Raw genomic sequence first — 16,645 nt, 5'->3', positions numbered from 1 at the left:
ACACGGTCGTGCCGAATCCTGGCGTCAGTGAGGCGCAGCCATGAGCGAACTGGCCGAGTTCCTCAGCGCCTACGCGGACGCGCTACGGCGCCACGTGGATTCGCCCACCCAGGCCGGCCTCTCCGACGGCTACGAACTCGGCCGGCGCGCCCTGGTGGAGGGCATCAGCCTGCTCGATCTCACCGAGAACCACTTCCGGGTGGTCCAGGACGCCGAACAGCGGCGGCCCGAGCAGGACCAATCCGACAGCCGCCTGCCCGAGATCGCGCTCGAGTTCCTGTTGCAGACACTTGTTCCGCTGGATATCGCCACGCGGGGTTATCTTGACGGCACCCGCCGCTACGAGCAACAGCGTACGCGCGCTGACGATCTCGCCGGACGGGACGCGTTCCGCACCGCGCTGGTGGAATCGCTGCAAGACGGCTTCTTCGTCGCCGATGCGCAAGGCACCATCATCGAGGTCAACACCGCCTTCGGCGCGCTGACCGGCTACGGCGCCGCCGAAATCCCCTACCCGCTTCCGCATCCGTGGTCTGCTCCGGAGGGTCCGCGCTATCCCGATCTCGGTACCGAGGCACAACGTTTCGTCATCCCGATCCGGCACCGGGACGGGCGCAACGTGTGGCTCGCGGTGAGCACCAGCGCGCTGATCAAGCCGGAGGGCAACGAGCGGATATTTGTCGGCACGATCCGGGACGTCACCGCCGAGCACGACGCGCAGGCCCGCGACCAGGCCGCCTCCCGCCTGGCCACCGCGGTCGGCGCGGCGACCAGCGTGGTCGAAGTACTCGCCGTGGGACTCGACGAGCTGCGGCGCACGGTGGGCGCGGAGACCGCGGTGGTGGCGGTGTGGCCGAGCCGCAACGCCGCACCCGAGGTATACGTCTCCGGCGCCGGCGCGGACCGCACCTCGCACAACGGTGACGCCGCGCTCGACGACCGTTCGCGGGCGCTGCTCGAACGGGCCCGACGCAGGCCGGCCCGCAGTCTGTTGGCCATCCCCGAGGGCGCCGACAGTTCCGAGGGCATTGTCACCCCGCTCGGTGAGACCGGAGACGCGGCGATGTGGTTGCGCTTCGCCGCGCCGCGGGCGATCAGCGCCGCGGACTGGACACTGTTCTCCCTACTGATCGGTCATCTCAGCCTCGCGGTACAGCGAGCGCGTAACTTCGACCAAGCGCGCGCCACCTCGCTGACCCTGCAGCGCGCCATGCTCGGCCCGATCGAGCTGCCACCACGATTCTCGGTACATTACGAACCCGCGCTGCCACCGCTGGAGATCGGTGGCGACTGGTACGACGTGGTGCCGTTGCGCGATGGAACCATCGGCGTCGTGGTGGGCGACTGTGTGGGACGAGGACTGTCCGCCGCTGTCGTGATGGGCCAGTTGCGGACCGCCGCGCGGGCATTGCTCCTACGCGGTGCAGGACCGGCACAGCTGCTGGCCGAACTCGACACCGTCGCCGCACGCATCCCGGGCGCCATGTGCACCACGGTGTGCGCCGCCGTGCTCGACCCCGTGCGCGGGCTGGTCCGCTACAGCAGCGCCGGCCACATGCCGCCGATTCTCGCCGATGTCGACGCAACCGGCAGGCTGCTCGAGGGCGGCCGTTCGGTACCGCTGGCCACCTTCGACCCACCGCGGCGCCCCGAGGCCACCACGGCGCTGACGCCCGGTTCGACTTTGGTGCTGTTCACCGACGGGTTGGTCGAACAGCGCGGCGTCGACATCGACGACGGGTTCGCCAAGATCGCCTCGGTGCTCGCCGACACGTCGGCGCGGCTACCGCGTGAGGTGGCCGACGCAGTGCTGTCCCGGTTGCGGCCCGCGGCAGGGTACGACGATGACGTCGCCATGGTGGTCTATCGCCAGCCACCCGAGCCACTACGCCTGGACGTCCCCGCGCTGGCCGACGAGTTGGCGGTGATGCGCCGCACCCTGAAGGCATGGCTGGCCGCCGCGGCGGTACCGCATGACTTGGCCTCGGATCTGGTCGCCGCGGCCAACGAGGCGTGCAGCAACAGCATCGAACACGCTTATCGCAACGGCGACGGCGGGCGGGTCCAGCTGTCGGCCACGTGCGATATCGACATGGTGGTCATCGTGATCACCGACACCGGCAACTGGAAGCCACGCGCCTCCGATCCCGGCTATCGAGGCCGTGGCATCGAGATGATGCGCGCGCTGACCGAAGAACTCGACATCGACCACTCCGGACCAGGCACGACGGTCCGGATGTCGGTGACACTGCCCGCGATCGCCTTCCCGGTGGCCAACCCGTTGCGCGGCACCAACCGCCGAATTTCCGGGTGACGATGCGACAGATCGAACGCGACCGCTATCCCCGACAGCACGGAATGTCCGTGCGGTAGTAGATATGTGGGCGCAACCGTGCTTGCTGAGCTGGCATGGACATCCCGCCGACCTGTTCGCTCCTGCGTCGAAGTGGGTTTCGCCTACCTGCGCTGGGCTCGGAGGACATCGGAGAGGGCCCGACGATCGAGTTTTCCGCGTGGTGTGCGCGGCAGGCTGTCGACGGTCAGGACCCGTACCGGCATGCTCGGACTCGGCAGTGTCGCACGCAGATGCCGCCAGATGACGTCGGAACTCGGTGCGGCGCCGCGCACTACGATAGCGGCTGCGGGCGCCTCCCCCATTCGTCCGTCCGGCACGCCGATACAGGCGGCCTCCGTGACACCGGGTATCGCGATGAGCGCCGCTTCGACCGCGGCGGGTTCCACGTTGAGCCCCGCACGGATCAGCATGTCGCTGTCACGGCCGAGCAACTGTAGGCGGTTGCCGACCACCCTGCCTCGGTCACCCACCGACATCCAGCCCTCGACCGGGCCGCCCACCACACCGTCCTCGGTGAGGTAACCGTCGAACAGCATGTCGCTGCGCACGAACACCAGACCCTCACGGACCTCCGCCTCGACACCATCGAACAATTCGCCCGCCGAATGCTCGTCAGCGGCCCCGAGTCCTCGATCGAAAGACACGAAACTCAACTCGGATGCGCCGTAGAAGTGCACCAACGAGGCATTCGGCACGATCTCCTGCAATGCTCCACGCGCCGAGCGCGGCCAGCGGGCGGCCGAAGAGAGCACTTCGCGAACGCTCGCGACCGGACCCACTCCGGACCGCACCACATCCCAGGCGATCGTCGGCACCGAATACAGGTGCGTCGCACCGTCGTCCAGCGATTGTTCGACCGGACGCAGATCCACCGTCGCACCCCGGGTGAGGGCATGCAGCGCGCCGTACAAGAAGTGCGTGTGATCGAGGACGCCCGGCACCGAGACACGATCCCGGCGGCCGATGTCGAAGGTGGCGTCGGAGCGATCGAGAGTCGCTGCCCACGATCGCTGATTGCGCACGAACAACTTCGGTTCACCGGTGGTGCCGGAGGTGATGCCGACCAGCAGTTCGGTGTCGGGGTGCGCACGGGAGGACGAGCCGTCGGATTCCAGCGCGACAGCGGTCTGCACGATCCCGTCGAATCCCAGTCGGCGCAATCGCCGGTGCTGGTGCGGCGCTGCTACGACAGCGCCGGGCCGCGCCAACTCGAGCACCCTGGTCAGCTGATTCGGCAGCAGGTGCCGGTGCAGCAGAACGACCCCGACACCGGCGTGCATGGCCGCCGCCACGACGACGAGAGATCCGATATCCGATGTGGGCAGCACGGCGACCCGGTTCATGCCGCCGAGCCCTGCGGCAGTGCGAGTTACTCGCGACCAGAACTCGCGATAGTCGACGCTGGCCCGCGCGGCGACGACAGCTGTGGTGTCCGGGTGCTCGGCAGCCTGTCGGCAGAGGCGCTCGGCCAGCAGCTCAGTGATCGTCCACTCCTCTCGCGGCAAGGGCGTCGCCCATCGCGTCCGCGGTCCGCAGCGCTCGTACCAACACCGGCGTAGCCAACGCGGTCATCGACCATTGCAGCCCGCGGGCGCGGCGCGCCTGTGCGACGTCGTGCACGATCCCGGCCAGCAGCGGAACACATCGGATGGCCAGCGCCAACAACAACCCGATCCGCTCGGGATCGACCCTGATCCTCCGCAGCGGCCCGAGTCCGGAGGTCACCGCGTCGAGCATGTCGGTGACGCGCGTAGTGAGTGTGACCACTGCCGCGAGCGCCACCGAGATCAACAGGACGCCGCACACGACGACAGCCCGTGCGGGCGAGGTGGCCAGCACCTGGAATACGGCAATGACCAGCAGCATCCACACCGTCGGACGCAGTTGCGCCAGAGCGACCCGCACCGGAATCCCGGCGACCGCGAACAGTCCCACCACCACCACACCGGCAATGCCGGTCTGCAGCGGGCTGCGCACCAACACCGTGGCAGCCACGATCGACGCGATCAGCAGCGACAGTTTCGCTCCCGCGGGCATCCGGTGCAGCAGCGAATGTCCCGGGCGGTATTGGCCGATCATTCGACCAACTCCCGATAGGCGGGGACGGCGTCGCCCGGAGTCCCGTCGAACGCCACACCGCCGTCGTCGATCACGATGACGCGGTCGAAGCCGGCCAGCAGCGACAGTTGATGCGTGACGACGATCACCTGCTGGTCCACCGAGTCGAGTGCCTCGGCGACCACACGGGCATTGCGCAGGTCCAGCAGGGTGGTCGGCTCATCGGCGACGATCACCTCCGGCCTGCGGATGAGGACGGCGCCGAGGGCGAGCAACTGTTTCTGACCGCCGGACAACAGGTGCGAGGGATGCTCGGCGTGCTCCTCGAGCCCGAACCGAACCAGCATCTCTCGGACGCGAGTCGCGATCTCCGGCTTGGTCAGACCGGTCCGCCGTAACGAGAAGGCCAGATCCTCGGCGACCGTCGGCATGACGATCTGGGTGTCGGGGTCGGTGAAGACGAACCCGACCTTGCGCCGCACCTGCGCGCCCTTCCTGGCCGCATCGATCCCGTCGACCGTGACCCTGCCGGAGGTCGGTGTCAGCAACCCGTTGATCATGCGTGCTGCCGTCGACTTGCCGGAGCCATTGGCTCCGATGATGCCGACGCGGCGCTCGCTGAGACACAAGTCGATATCGCGCAAGACTTTTCGATCACCGTAGCGGTGACTCACCGAATCGAAGACGATCTCGCTCACGACACACGCTCCACAAGCATGGCGATACCCTGCCCACCGCCGATGGCACATGCCGCCAGCCCGAGCGCAGGACCACCCTCGCGCAGCATCTGGCTTGCCAAGCGCACCAACAGAATCGCGCCGGATGCCCCCCACGGATGTCCGATCGCGATGGCGCCACCCTGCGGACAGATCTTGGATTCGTCCAAGCCCAGGTCGTCCGACACCGCCAACACCACTGACGCGAAGGCCTCGGTGATCTCGATGACACCTAGATCATCCGGGTCGAATCCGGTTCGCCGCAGCAGTTTCCGTATCGCGGGTACCGGCCCCAGACCGGGGAACGCCGGGTCGGAACCCGTTACCGCGGTCCCGAGTATCCGCAGCGCGGGCAACCCCGCAGCAAGTGACTCGGTGGTGACCGCCACCACCGCGGCGCCATCGGAGATGCCACACGAGTTGCCCGCTGTGGCGGTTCCGTCGCCGCCGAAACTGGGGCGCAGCCGGGCGAGCCGGGCCTCGGTCATGCCCGCGCGGACGCGCTCGTCGCGATGAACAGCACCGATCGGGACGATTTCCGAGGAGAAGTCGGCCGCCGCGGCGAGCGTGTGCGAGCGTACGGCATAGGCGTCCTGTCGCTGGCGGGTGATGCCGCGTACCCGCGCGAGATCGTCGGCGGCCACCCCCATCTCGGGATCGGGAAAGCCCTCCGGCGCAAAGGGAGCGCGGGTGTATCGCACGGGGTCCGCGCCCGCGACCGGTGGCCAGAACCGCCACGGCGCCGTACTCGCCGATTCGACCCCGCCGGCCAGAATGAGCTCGTCCGCACCGCTACGGACCCGCACCGCCGCCTGCATCACCGCGTCCAGGCCGGATCCGCACTGGCGGTCGACCGTGACGCCGGGAACGTGCGCGCCCATCCCGGCTCGCAATGCCGCGAGCCGTGCCGGATCGCCGCCCGGCCCGAGGCAGTTGCCGAGGACGACATCGTCCACCTCGGCGGCTATCCCGGCGCCGCGCACCGACGACAGCACAGCGCGCAGCACAGGCGCGGCCAGATCGGTCGTGGTCAGATCGGCGAATCCGTGCCCGGCGTTGCCGATCGGCGTCCGGCGCGGCGCGATGAGCACAGGGACCTGATTCATATCAGCAGGTCCCTCAGCCGACCCCGGGCGACCTTGCCGTTGGCGGTCCGCGGCACGGCGGCGACCGATACCCACCGACGAGGCATCGCCTCCCTCGTCAGTACCCGGCGTGCACACGACCGCACCTCGTCGATCCCGACGCCGCTGTCGAGCTGTACCGCAGCCAGGACGGTTTCGCCGAACACGGCGTGCGGCGATCCGACGACAGCCGCTGCGGCGACCCCGTCGAGTGTCTCGAGGATGCGCTCGACATCTTCGGCGACCACGATGGTGCCGCCGACATTGATCGCGCACTCGCCCCTGCCCCGGACCGTCAGCTCGCGATTCTCCCCGAACTCGGCGAGGTCGCCGACGCCGAACCACTCGGGTGTTCCGATCACGCGGTACGGGGACCGGACGTACAGCAACCCGTCACGAACTTCGGCATCTACGCCCTCCAGCAATCGAAGCGGCTCGGGAACCCGCCGCGCCGCGACCAGGGAGACTTCCGCGGATCCGTAGTATTCGATGAGCTCGATACCGTCCGCCGCGCGCCGCGCGCCGTCGTCCAATGCGACGCCCGCGACAATCGCCGTACGCAGTCTCGGGGCGGTGCGCAGTACGTCGCGCAGGACAGCGGGCACCGCGTGCACCACGGTGGCTTTCGCCGGGTTGTCGGTGACACACGCACCTCGCCACAGCGCATGGAGCGCGCCGAATAAATGCATCGTCGCGTGCAGCGGACCGGTGATCAACACACAGTCCGTCGCGTCGACGCCGGTGATCGTGGTGAACGCGGGGAAACTGTCGACCCAGGACGCCGCCGTTCTGGCGAGCGGCCGTGGACGACCGGTCGAGCCCGATGTCGCCACCAGTAAAAAGGCCGACGGCGGAACGCTCGGGCGGAGCGGACGCGCATCGGGATTCTCGACGACCACCGCGATACCCCGCCGCGCCGCGGCGCAGACGCAGATCAAAGCGTCCGCAACCGCGAGTGTCGACGCGTCGTAGACGCGTGCGTGCGGCGCCTGCTGGCCGATCCACTCCTGGATCGCCTCATCGAGTTGCCCGTACGTGTAGGTGCGGCCGTCGAAGTCGATAGCGGGATGATCGCCCGCGCCGCCGAGTTCGAAGCTACACACGGATCACACCGGGATACGCACGATGCACTCCCTTGGCGACCACAGTCGCCACGACTACTTTCGCCAGGTCGCCCGGAATGAATGCGACGTTGGTGCCGATGGCGGAACCCACCCCCAGATCGGTGCGGAGCAGGAGCCCGATCGTGCCGAACAGGTAGATGATCACGATCCCGCCCAGCGCGTTGATCAGCAGACCGAGCGCGATCGGGTACCTGGGCACGATCCGAACGGTCAGCACGCCGATGAACGCGGCGGCGGGAACCCAACCGATGAGATAACCGGCACTCGGTCCCGCCAGCGCCGTCAATCCGGTGCGTCCACCGGACAGCAGCGGCAGACCGATCATCGTCAGCGCGAGGAAGACCACCACCGCGGCCGTGCCCTTACGCGCTCCGAGCACCGCGCCGGCCAGGACGACCCCCAGGGTCTGCACGGTGATCGGCACGCCACTGAATCCGACGGTGATGGCGCCAGGCAGGCCGAACGCGGCGATCAGCGCGGCGAACACGGCGATCTGCGCCATGTCTCGAGCGGAAACACCGACTCTCGATTCCCGAGAGGTCTCGACATCCTCCACGACGACATCCTTCGCTGCTATCTTGAACGCTGTTCAAGATAGCAGGACGACCAGAGCGTCGGCCGACCCGTTCCCACCACTATCGCCGAACGAGGCAGCCGCACGTCATCCGACGGCCCGGCCCGGTTCGCCGCAGCCTCACGTGATGGGACTAGAGCACCTGCCCGGCCACACCGCCGCGTGCTGCCTGTTGCGAGTATCAGCCAGCGCTCGGCGGCAATACGTCGGCAAGGTGGCCAGTCATTGTTGCGCAACGCTACTCTTGCCAGACCAGTTGACGGAACTCGCTGGGAAGTTGGGACATGGCGTGATCGAAGGTGTTGCCGATATTCGCGTCCCGCAGCACGGTGAGAACCGCGGACACACCGCGGGAGGTCTCATCGGCGTTGAGGCCGGTGCGCCCACTGATTCGGCGCAAGAACTCATCGAGCCCGAATTTGTCCAGTGTCCGTCGCGACCGGGACAGCGACTCGTCCAGCGGAGCGGGCAGCCGCAGCCGCAATTCGCGGATCTCGCCACGGCTGAGCCGGTCGGCGACGGTGAGCAGCACAGCCCGGGTCAGATCCGCGGCCTCCTCCCGCGAGAGGCTGGCACGGTCCGCCACGGTTCGGAAGATCTCCTCGGCTTCCAACGGATCAACCTCCTCGATGCCGACACCATCGATAATGCCGATTTTCGGCCTTCACGTGACGCACTACCCAGGCGCAGCGGGACTGAACATCAACCGATCCCGATCGCCGTAGGCGGACTACAGGTCGACCGATACGGCCGACTCCGTCGTCTGCCCGCGCGTCCAGAGCTGTTCGGGACGGACGGTGAGCAGGTCGGCTACCGCGCAGATCACGGCCGGGCGTTTGTCGACGTGGTCGAGGTCCGGGGTGATGACCAGGACGCTGGGCTGCGGCCGACCTTTCGCGGCCGCGGCGGCCCGCAAGGTATCGATGGCATCCAGCAGTCGCCCGAGTGGGCGGTCCATGCGTGGCCCGATCACGATGGTGCGCACCAAGTGCACGTCGTGCTTGCGGGCCAGGGAGCGAATGCGCTGCTCGGCGTGACGCTGCCGGATGGGTTCGGCGTGGGCGAGCATGTAGCCGACCGCGACCCGGCGGTTCACGGCGCACTCCGACCGGATACGTCGGTGCGGGCGGCGCACCAGCCGACAACGCCCCCGAGTAAGACGCCGAGAGCGAACACGAGCAGTAGATCCAGCATGGCCATTACGCTCCTTCCGTCGACGAGCGGCGACCCACGCCGGGCTGTCACCAGATATGCACGCCTGTCCGCCCTCGTGGACGGACGCCGTGCCTGGCGGCAACCGGCCCGAGCTGCCTGGAGGACCGTACGAGGCATAGCGCACGAGGAACCAGTCGAGTGCGTGAAAGTGCGCGAACTGATGACATCGGCACCGGTCGAAGTCACCATGAGGCCGTATCCATGCACACCACGCGCTACTAGGAGCACTCATCATGCAGGTTCGATTTCTCGGCGGTCCGTCCGGCGGTCAGGGCTCGCCGCGGCTGTACGCCACCGACCGCGACACCTTCGCCGTCCAAGGCTGGAAGACCGACCACCCGGAGCAGGTCGAGATCCCGCACCGACTGCTCGCTCATACCGAGCCCGGCACGGCCGTGGCCGGGCTCGTCGATACCGGCCGCGGAACGTTCCTGCTGACCGGGATCCCGGTCGTCGACACCGAAGCCCTAGCGGTGATGAAGATTCCCGGACACGAGGCCGCCGTGGAGGTGCCGATCGCGCGGGAGGTGACACCGGATGATCCAGATCCCGCCCGGTGAGCGATTCGACGAGCTACTCGATCTAGCCGAGCACACCGCCTTCCACCTGGAGACGGCCGACAACTACCGTGCCGACATCGAAACCGACTCCCTGACTGCGTGGCGCGTCGATGAAGCCCGTGACCCAGGCGGGGACTGGTTCGGCCCCTGGACAAGGCAGGTCCAGCGAATGACCGAACGCGGAGTCGCGGTCACCCGGGCACGTATCGTGACCATTCCGCACAGCACTTACACCCGCTATTTGCTCGCCCTCACCCGCCACAACATCGCCGCTGGGGAAGAGGTCCGCTACCTACCCCGCAACCAAGCCGACCCGGAAGACGCTGTCGCCGAGGACTTCTGGCTACTCGACGAGCACACCCTCGCCTACAGCCTCTTCGACGACCGCGGCCGCTGGACCGGCGCGGCCGCCACCGTCGACCCACGCCAACTCCGCGCCGCGGCCGAGGTCCGCGACCGCGTATGGTCGGCTGCGATCCCATACCAGGACTATCTCTTCGGCAGGTCCCCATGACCGCGAACGGAGTCGACCGTGCGCGCCAAGCCCTCGGCGCCCGACTGCGTGAATTGCGCCGCACCGCGGGCCTGGACGGCCGCGAATTCTCCTCCGCCGCAGGCTGGCACTGGTCGAAGACCAGCAGGGTGGAACTCGGCAAGCAACGCCCGAGCCGTGACGACCTCGCCGTGTGGTGCCGGTTGTGCGACGCCGAACTGGCGCTGCCCGACCTGCTGGCCGCCCTACAGAACGTCGAAGCCCAATGGCAGGAATGGCGGCGGGTCACCGCGGGCGGGCACGCCCGCAGGCAACGTCGCGGCATCGAACTCGAAAGCCGCGCCCGATCGCTGCGCACCTACAGCACGATTCTCATCCCCGGCCTGCTCCAAACCGAGCCCTACGCCCGCGCCGTCCTGACCCAATGCATTCGTTTCCTCGGCACCCGCGACGACCTCGACGATGCCGTCACCGCGCGCTTGCACCGCCAGCGCATCCTGCACCGTGGCGACCACCGCCTCGTGCAGCTCATCGACCAGGCCGCCCTGCACACCCGCGTCGGCGGCCGAGCCGTCGTGGCCGGCCAGCTCCAGCACCTGCTGGATATCGGGTTCGGTAACCCGCGCCTGCTGCTCGGTGTAGTCCCCCTCGGCGCCGGATTCGTCTACACCACCACCTCGTTCGACCTGCTCGATCGCCGCACCGCCCTCGTCGAAACCCTCAGCGCCGAACTCACCATCACCACCCCGTCGGAACTCGCTCTCTACGAGAAAGCCTGGGCAGGACTCTACGAACAAGCTGTTTTCGGCGAGCATGCTCGCGCGCTCATCACCGCCGCTCAACACCACAGTTCAGGGCCAGCGAGTTATAGCGACACATCGTGTAATCGACCCCGGCCGGAGTCTGCGCGATGATCGGAATCGCTAGCCTTTTCGGCCGGTGAGTCGTTGCCGAATGTCGTGCACCGCCCGGAGTTGAGTGCGGGCGTCACCGTGGTTGCGCTCGATCTCGCTCAACAAACTCAGCAGTTCGTCGAGGTCTTCGCGCTTGACCCGACCTGGGCCCGGTGGAGCACCGAATTCGACGCGCAACACGTGGGCGATCTCGTCCGCGTTCTGCACTGGCACGACGGTGACCGGGGTGTCGGCGGTCGCGCCCCCCGTGAACGCCTGCTTCACGAAGAGCCTCAGTTCCCCCAACGACAGCGTTTCGCCTGGATTAGGCAGAGCAAGATCCAAACGCGAAGTCATGCCGTCAGGGTAGAGCCTCCGCCCCTTGATCGGAGGGGGTGCCACGCGGACCGACACGTGGTAGCCAACGGAGTGCCGCGGGCTCAGTCCGCCAGGCGGGCGGGAAACCCGCCGGTGGCGATGGGACCCCAGCGGTCGATGTGTATGCGGATCAAAGACTTGTCTTGACGCTTCATCGCGTCCCGATACTCGGACCAATCCGGGTGCTCACCGGAAATGCACCGGTAGTAGTCGACCAATCCATCCAGTGCCGCGGGCATATCGATCACCTCGGCATGTCCGTCGACCTGCACGTAGGGACCGTTCCAGTCATCGGACAGCACACAGATCGACACCTGCTCACGGCGGCGTATGTTGCGGGTCTTCGCGCGGTCCGGATAGGTCGACACCACGATCCGGCCGCCGGAGTCCACACCACAGGTCACCGGAGAAAGCTGCGGATCACCGGAGGTCCGGACCGTCGACAGCAGACCGCGGTGGCGGGGACGCAGAAACTCCAGGAGTTCGGGCAGTTCCACACGGCGTGTGGTGGCGATCGTCGGCATGGTCCATTCCTTGTCTGTATCGAGTCCTCAGGAGCGGCCCGGTCGACACGGACGAGGACCGGTCCGGTTTCGAAGCGAGTGCACACCGTCGGCGATTCGAGCCGATCGGGCAAGTTTCCGTCCGGCGGTCGGCGGCCGGCTCCTGCGCTCCGCCGCTACGGTCAGGACATCCAGGTCCTGTCAGCAGAGTAGAACATGGACCGGAGCAATACGAACGATGTCGATGCGGCCGTTCTCGTCGACGATGCGCCGGCCGACTGGTTGCGCAGAGTTAGCATGGAGGCATGCGCTCCTTGTGGCCGCACTTGTCGTACGAGCAGTGGCACCTGACCTGTGACACGATGCATGCACACACACAGGTTCTGGGCAAACTAGCGACCGAACTGGCTCCGGCCGAGCCGCAATTACAGCACGCAGCACTGCGCCTGACCGCGCGCGGCTGGGAGACCGCCGCGCTACCCGCGCCGGACGGATCGGGGTCATTGACGGTGCGACTCGATTTGCGGTCACACGAGGCCGTGGTCGAGCACAGTACCGGTACGACCCGCCGAATCGCGTTGACTCCGAACCGATCTGTCGGCGCGGTGACACGGGATGTGGTGGCCGCGGTGTGCGCGCTCGGCGGCCCGGTGACGATCAATCCCACACCGCAGGAAGTATCGTGGACCGTACCGCTCGATGAGGACGATGAACACGCCACTTACGACCCTGAGCAGGTTGCCGACTATTTCGCCGCGGCCACCCAGGCCGCGCAAGTGTTGGCCGAATACCGCGCACCGTTCCGTGGTCGTTCCACCCCGGTCAACGCATGGTGGGGTTCGTTCGATCTCGCGGTCAGTCTGTTCTCCGGGGAGCCTGCCGCGCCGCCCTCGACCGACTTCATCATGCGCAATGCCATGGACGCCCAAGAGGTCGCTGTCGGCTGGTGGCCCGGCGACGAAAATTACGGCAAAGCATCGTTCTACGCATACGCCTACCCAGCGCCCGACGGCTTCGACGCACTCTCTCTCGCACCAGCCGCCGCGCATTGGGACAGCACCTTGGGCGAGTACATCCTCGACTGGGACGACATCCGGTCCAGTGACGATCCGCACGCACTGGCGTTGGAGTTCGCACGCTCGGCGTTCCAGTGCTCCTGCCGGATCGGCAAATGGGACAGCACGCTGGCCGAGAGCACCCAAGGACACCCGCCACCGGTGCACTGATCCTTGTCGGTCCGCCGGGATCGACTCCACGAGCGCGACTGTTCGGCAAGCGTCGACAATGGTGACGGCACGTTCGGCGGCCGGAATCTCGGGTGTCAGCGTGCGGTAGATCTGCTCGTTGCGGAAGTGGCGATCTCAGACGGGGAATTCGACTCCCGTCAGTTGCTCCGAGACCGCCCACAGACGCCGCTGGACGGCTGTGTCATGAGATTGCGCGCTCGATTCGACCAGCGTCGGGTGCCCTCTGCTCTCGAAGAATCTATCCGGGCCGTAGTACTGTCCGCCGACCACTCGAGGATCGGTGGCCGCACGCAGAGTCGGCAGCGCACCCATCGCCGGACTCTGTGTGAACAGCGGTGCTACGACGGGCACGAGCGCACGCAGCGGACTCGGCAGGTTTCGCATCAGATCGGTATTGGCGGCGCCCGGGTGAGCGGCGACCGCGATCGTAGTATTTCGGCTCGACAGCCTGCGTTGCAGCTCGTAGGTGAACATCAGGTTCGCGAGCTTGGATCGACTGTAGGCGGCTACTCGAGTGTAAGACCGTTCCGCGTGAAGGTCATCGAAGTCGATGCGGGACCGGTAACGATGGCCGATGCTGCTGACCGTGACCACTCGGGAGCCCGGTACCGGGAGCATCTTGTCGAGCAGCAGCCCGGTCAGCGCGAAATGGCCGAGGTGGTTGGTGCCGAACTGCAGCTCGAACCCATCGCGAGTCCTCTGTTTCGGAGTGTGCATCACGCCGGCGTTATTGATCAACAGATCGATGGTGGGGTGCGTGGACCGCAGTTCTTCCGCCGCGTCGCGCACGGAATCCAGCGAGGTGAGATCGAGTCGCTGAACCGTGATTCCTGCGTCCGCCACCGCCTCGGCGATACGGCGGGCCGCGAGACCGCCCTTGTGCACATCCCTGACTGCCAACACTATGGACGCACCCCGTGTGGCGAGCGCCTGGGCTATCTCGAAGCCGAGACCACTGTTGGCGCCGGTGACGACGGCAAGTCGGCCGTGTTGTCCAGGCATGTGACTACTCGCCCACCGCTGCTCCATACCTACTCCGATTCTTCCTTGCGGCAGTTACTCGGCAAGGATTTCAGGCGATCCGCGCGAGCAGCCTAGCGGTCAGCGCACCGCATCCGATAGAGCACCGACGAACCGATGGCGGCCCAGGCCGGCGGTGGAGGCCATAGCAATGCTGTGGGCCCGGTGCGGTTCCCGACCGACCTCCCTCGGAACTCTCACCTCCCGCACCGATCAAAGAGACTTCGCGTCCTCGGTGACCTTCGGCGTACCAGGCCCGGTGCATTTCACCCTTCTTCCCGCGATACACAGTACGGGCCAAACCATTCGCCGAGATCGCCCGAACGCGCCGGGGTCTCATGTTCTCGACCAGGACGCCGCAGTCATCTCGCGGTTGTCGCCAGGCGGAATGCCGGACCCGGCGTTATCTCCAATTCGGCCCCGGACTGCGGCTTGTGTCCACATTCGCAGACCATCTCCACATGGACACGGTGTCCGCAGCCTCGGTGGTTTACCTGGATGGCCGGGCCGGCGGGGTCGGCAAGGTACTCGTCGCCGAACTGCACTAAAGCCACCAGCACGGATATCAGGCGGTCACCTTTCGTGGTCAAGATGTATTGGCTGCGTGTGCGGTCACCGGGCTCCTTGTACGGTTCGACAGCAAAGATCCCCTGCGCGACCAGCATGTGCAGTCGCTCCGCCAACAGGTTGCGAGGGCATCGAAGTACCTCGAGGAAGTCCGCGAACCGAGTGACGCCATACATGGCCTCGCGCAGAATCAAAAATGTCCATTTCTCACCGACGATGTCCAACGTGCGGGCAATTGAGCAGTTACTGGTGTCATGGCTGGTGCGCTCGTGCATGAAATCGAGGGTAGCCGGTCGGTATGACCAGTTCGCCCAGTTCAACTGCCGCCGCACTGCACCTACCGGTCTATCTGAGTTTATTTTCTTATACTCAGCTGGTAGCGTCGCGGCTATCCGAGCAAACGGCGTAAGCCGTCAGCCTGACGAACGGAGAAGCTATGGCAAGCGAACAGTCGGACCAACTGGCCGAGTTGGCCGGAGCCACCCGGGAGCGGATGAGCAACCCGAACCTGGACCTGCACACGATTCGGGACATCTGTGACGCCCTGGCCGAGGCGGCGGGCAAGGAACCCGAGGGGGTCAGCTACTGCGAAGTCGACGCCGGCGGCGTACCCGCCCTGTGGTGTATACCGGCGGGCTGTGATGACCAGAGCGTCGTGTTGTTCAACCATGCTGGCGGCACAGTGGTTTTCTCGATGGCCAGCGACCGGAAGGCCGCGGGACACCTGGCCAAGGCCGCGGGCATCCGCGCGCTGGTGCTGGGCTTCCGGCGCTCACCGGAGAACAAGTTCCCCGCCCAGCAGGACGACGTCGAAACGGCGTACCGCTGGCTGCTCTCCCAGGGCTACCACCCCGACAAGATCGCGAGCGCCGGCCACTCGGTCGGCGGTAATCTCGCGGTCAGCCTGGCCATCCGGCTGCGGGATCGGGGACTGCCACTGCCGGCAGCGATCCTGTCGGTGTCAGGCTGGTATGACACCGAACTGAAGAACCCGACATATCAGACCAACGCCGAGACGGACAAGATTCTGTCGATGCCGCTGGCGCAATTCTTCCGTGACAGTTGGCTGGGCGGCACCGACATCGCGCATAACGATCCCCGCGTGAATCTCCTGTACGCCGACCTGGCCGGATTACCCCCGATCAACATCTATTACGGCGCCCACGAGGTGCTCGTCGGCGAAATCCACGAGTTCGCGGACCGGGCAAAAACAGCCGGTCTCGACACAAGCCTCCATGGCGTGGCCGACGGTCAACATATCTTCCTGCTGGGTGCCGGCCGGGTACCAGAAACAGACGCGGCGATTACCGAAATGGGTCAGTGGCTGCGCTCGAAACTCGCGGTCAACATCTCGAGACGTCCCGCGTATCCTGCCTAGCGGCTGATATCCGGCTCAATGGTCTGGGCACGCGGACAGGTGAACCAAGCCATCGGGCAGGGTGGGCCGATTTACTTACAACCAGCGCTCGACGCTCATCGGGTCGCGAAAGCGGCCGGAGCGATACGGATTCCCACTATCTGCGAGCTCGTAGATCTCGCCGACGAGCATTTTATGGGCGCCGTAATTATCGAAGGGATCTTCATGCTTACCGGAATTTACGCAACTGTCGCCTATCCGTGCAGACGGCGTTTTGCCGCCAGCCTGCCGAACGGAAAACTATGGTAAGCGAGCAGTCGGACCAACTGGCCGAGTTGGCCGGATCGTCATCGGAGCCGCCGGTCCGGCCCCCGCGCCATGCCAAGACGATCATCATCGGCAGTGGATTCGCGGGTCTGGGCCTTGCCATCCGGCTGACCGAGCAGGGCCGCCACGACTA

At 66.6% G+C, this 16,645-nt stretch carries 18 protein-coding genes; 6 read left to right on the top strand and 12 right to left on the bottom strand.

What is annotated here, in order from left to right; genetic code table 11:
• The first annotated feature begins 40 nt into the window (after positions 1–40).
• Positions 41–2,314 (top strand): SpoIIE family protein phosphatase, encoded by a 2,274-nt coding sequence (locus AB0B25_RS11250; RefSeq protein WP_357177107.1) that lies wholly within the window; start codon positions 41–43, stop codon positions 2,312–2,314.
• A 143-nt stretch (positions 2,315–2,457) separates the two neighbouring features.
• Here AB0B25_RS11250 and AB0B25_RS11245 read toward each other — a convergent pair whose 3' ends face one another.
• The 8 genes from AB0B25_RS11245 to AB0B25_RS11210 form a co-directional block, all read right to left on the bottom strand.
• Positions 2,458–3,840: an AMP-binding protein gene (locus AB0B25_RS11245; RefSeq protein WP_357177355.1), complete on the bottom strand. Its 1,383-nt coding sequence runs from the start codon at positions 3,838–3,840 to the stop codon at positions 2,458–2,460.
• The gene (locus tag AB0B25_RS11240) at positions 3,833–4,435 is read right to left on the bottom strand and encodes an energy-coupling factor transporter transmembrane protein EcfT (RefSeq protein WP_357177106.1); all 603 of its coding nucleotides are present in this window, start codon (positions 4,433–4,435) and stop codon (positions 3,833–3,835) included. The genes AB0B25_RS11245 and AB0B25_RS11240 overlap by 8 nt, the downstream gene beginning before the upstream one ends.
• Positions 4,432–5,112 carry an ABC transporter ATP-binding protein gene (locus AB0B25_RS11235; RefSeq protein WP_357177105.1) on the bottom strand — a complete coding sequence of 227 codons (681 nt, stop codon included), beginning with the start codon at positions 5,110–5,112 and terminating at the stop codon, positions 4,432–4,434. The genes AB0B25_RS11240 and AB0B25_RS11235 overlap by 4 nt, the downstream gene beginning before the upstream one ends.
• Positions 5,109–6,236 (bottom strand): thiolase family protein, encoded by a 1,128-nt coding sequence (locus AB0B25_RS11230; protein ID WP_357177104.1) that lies wholly within the window; start codon positions 6,234–6,236, stop codon positions 5,109–5,111. The genes AB0B25_RS11235 and AB0B25_RS11230 overlap by 4 nt, the downstream gene beginning before the upstream one ends.
• The gene (locus AB0B25_RS11225; protein WP_357177103.1) at positions 6,233–7,357 is read right to left on the bottom strand and encodes an AMP-binding protein; all 1,125 of its coding nucleotides are present in this window, start codon (positions 7,355–7,357) and stop codon (positions 6,233–6,235) included. Before AB0B25_RS11225 ends, AB0B25_RS11230 begins: the two co-directional genes overlap by 4 nt.
• A complete protein-coding gene (locus tag AB0B25_RS11220; RefSeq protein WP_357177102.1) occupies positions 7,350–7,934 on the bottom strand; it encodes a biotin transporter BioY in 585 nt (194 codons plus the stop codon). Before AB0B25_RS11220 ends, AB0B25_RS11225 begins: the two co-directional genes overlap by 8 nt.
• A gap of 256 nt (positions 7,935–8,190) precedes the next feature.
• On the bottom strand, positions 8,191–8,565 hold the full coding sequence (locus AB0B25_RS11215) for a DUF2267 domain-containing protein (protein WP_357177101.1): 375 nt from the start codon (positions 8,563–8,565) through the stop codon (positions 8,191–8,193).
• A 117-nt stretch (positions 8,566–8,682) separates the two neighbouring features.
• A complete protein-coding gene (locus AB0B25_RS11210) occupies positions 8,683–9,048 on the bottom strand; it encodes a hypothetical protein (RefSeq protein ID WP_357177100.1) in 366 nt (121 codons plus the stop codon).
• 352 nt (positions 9,049–9,400) lie between these two features.
• Between AB0B25_RS11210 and AB0B25_RS11205 the strand changes: the two genes are divergently transcribed.
• From AB0B25_RS11205 to AB0B25_RS11195, 3 genes are read left to right on the top strand one after another with little or no spacing between them, the layout of a single operon-like run.
• Positions 9,401–9,727, top strand: a complete 327-nt coding sequence (locus tag AB0B25_RS11205) for a hypothetical protein (RefSeq protein ID WP_357177099.1) — start codon at positions 9,401–9,403, stop codon at positions 9,725–9,727.
• Positions 9,705–10,241, top strand: a complete 537-nt coding sequence (locus AB0B25_RS11200; protein WP_357177098.1) for a DUF6879 family protein — start codon at positions 9,705–9,707, stop codon at positions 10,239–10,241. Before AB0B25_RS11205 ends, AB0B25_RS11200 begins: the two co-directional genes overlap by 23 nt.
• Positions 10,238–11,134, top strand: coding sequence for a helix-turn-helix transcriptional regulator (locus tag AB0B25_RS11195; RefSeq protein WP_357177097.1), 897 nt, complete (start codon positions 10,238–10,240; stop codon positions 11,132–11,134). The genes AB0B25_RS11200 and AB0B25_RS11195 overlap by 4 nt, the downstream gene beginning before the upstream one ends.
• Positions 11,135–11,143: 9 nt before the next feature.
• Here the strand turns inward: AB0B25_RS11195 and AB0B25_RS11190 are convergent, their stop codons facing one another.
• A complete protein-coding gene (locus tag AB0B25_RS11190; protein ID WP_357177096.1) occupies positions 11,144–11,470 on the bottom strand; it encodes a hypothetical protein in 327 nt (108 codons plus the stop codon).
• 83 nt (positions 11,471–11,553) lie between these two features.
• The gene (locus AB0B25_RS11185) at positions 11,554–12,015 is read right to left on the bottom strand and encodes a PPOX class F420-dependent oxidoreductase (protein ID WP_357177095.1); all 462 of its coding nucleotides are present in this window, start codon (positions 12,013–12,015) and stop codon (positions 11,554–11,556) included.
• A gap of 284 nt (positions 12,016–12,299) precedes the next feature.
• Between AB0B25_RS11185 and AB0B25_RS11180 the strand changes: the two genes are divergently transcribed.
• Positions 12,300–13,220, top strand: coding sequence for a DUF5996 family protein (locus AB0B25_RS11180; RefSeq protein ID WP_357177094.1), 921 nt, complete (start codon positions 12,300–12,302; stop codon positions 13,218–13,220).
• A 135-nt stretch (positions 13,221–13,355) separates the two neighbouring features.
• Here AB0B25_RS11180 and AB0B25_RS11175 read toward each other — a convergent pair whose 3' ends face one another.
• Together AB0B25_RS11175 and AB0B25_RS11170 are read right to left on the bottom strand one after the other, a co-directional pair.
• Positions 13,356–14,270, bottom strand: coding sequence for an SDR family NAD(P)-dependent oxidoreductase (locus AB0B25_RS11175; protein WP_357177093.1), 915 nt, complete (start codon positions 14,268–14,270; stop codon positions 13,356–13,358).
• Between the two features lie 353 nt (positions 14,271–14,623).
• Positions 14,624–15,103 carry a helix-turn-helix domain-containing protein gene (locus AB0B25_RS11170; RefSeq protein ID WP_357177092.1) on the bottom strand — a complete coding sequence of 160 codons (480 nt, stop codon included), beginning with the start codon at positions 15,101–15,103 and terminating at the stop codon, positions 14,624–14,626.
• A gap of 161 nt (positions 15,104–15,264) precedes the next feature.
• On the opposite strand from AB0B25_RS11170, the gene AB0B25_RS11165 reads away from it, so the two are divergent.
• Complete coding sequence (locus AB0B25_RS11165; RefSeq protein WP_357177091.1) at positions 15,265–16,206, top strand: alpha/beta hydrolase fold domain-containing protein; 942 nt, start codon at positions 15,265–15,267, stop codon at positions 16,204–16,206.
• The last annotated feature ends 439 nt before the right edge of the window (positions 16,207–16,645 follow it).

Origin of the sequence: Nocardia sp. NPDC049190, assembly GCF_040648115.1 — a bacterium.
Taxonomy (GTDB): Bacteria; Actinomycetota; Actinomycetes; order Mycobacteriales; family Mycobacteriaceae; genus Nocardia.
The sequence above is the reverse complement of the archived record's forward strand: the minus strand, read 5'-3'. Positions and strand labels throughout refer to the sequence as shown.

Bases quoted from the DNA above. Each gene is read 5' to 3' on its own strand.
- AB0B25_RS11250 (WP_357177107.1), top strand. From the start codon at position 41: ATGAGCGAACTGGCCGAGTTCCTCAGCGCCTACGCGGACGCGCTACGG.
- AB0B25_RS11240 (WP_357177106.1), bottom strand. From the start codon at position 4,435: ATGATCGGCCAATACCGCCCGGGACATTCGCTGCTGCACCGGATGCCC.
- AB0B25_RS11230 (WP_357177104.1), bottom strand. From the start codon at position 6,236: ATGAATCAGGTCCCTGTGCTCATCGCGCCGCGCCGGACGCCGATCGGC.
- AB0B25_RS11205 (WP_357177099.1), top strand. From the start codon at position 9,401: ATGCAGGTTCGATTTCTCGGCGGTCCGTCCGGCGGTCAGGGCTCGCCG.
- AB0B25_RS11200 (WP_357177098.1), top strand. From the start codon at position 9,705: ATGATCCAGATCCCGCCCGGTGAGCGATTCGACGAGCTACTCGATCTA.
- AB0B25_RS11195 (WP_357177097.1), top strand. From the start codon at position 10,238: ATGACCGCGAACGGAGTCGACCGTGCGCGCCAAGCCCTCGGCGCCCGA.
- AB0B25_RS11190 (WP_357177096.1), bottom strand. From the start codon at position 11,470: ATGACTTCGCGTTTGGATCTTGCTCTGCCTAATCCAGGCGAAACGCTG.
- AB0B25_RS11185 (WP_357177095.1), bottom strand. From the start codon at position 12,015: ATGCCGACGATCGCCACCACACGCCGTGTGGAACTGCCCGAACTCCTG.
- AB0B25_RS11180 (WP_357177094.1), top strand. From the start codon at position 12,300: ATGCGCTCCTTGTGGCCGCACTTGTCGTACGAGCAGTGGCACCTGACC.
- AB0B25_RS11175 (WP_357177093.1), bottom strand. From the start codon at position 14,270: ATGGAGCAGCGGTGGGCGAGTAGTCACATGCCTGGACAACACGGCCGA.
- AB0B25_RS11170 (WP_357177092.1), bottom strand. From the start codon at position 15,103: ATGCACGAGCGCACCAGCCATGACACCAGTAACTGCTCAATTGCCCGC.
- AB0B25_RS11165 (WP_357177091.1), top strand. From the start codon at position 15,265: ATGGCAAGCGAACAGTCGGACCAACTGGCCGAGTTGGCCGGAGCCACC.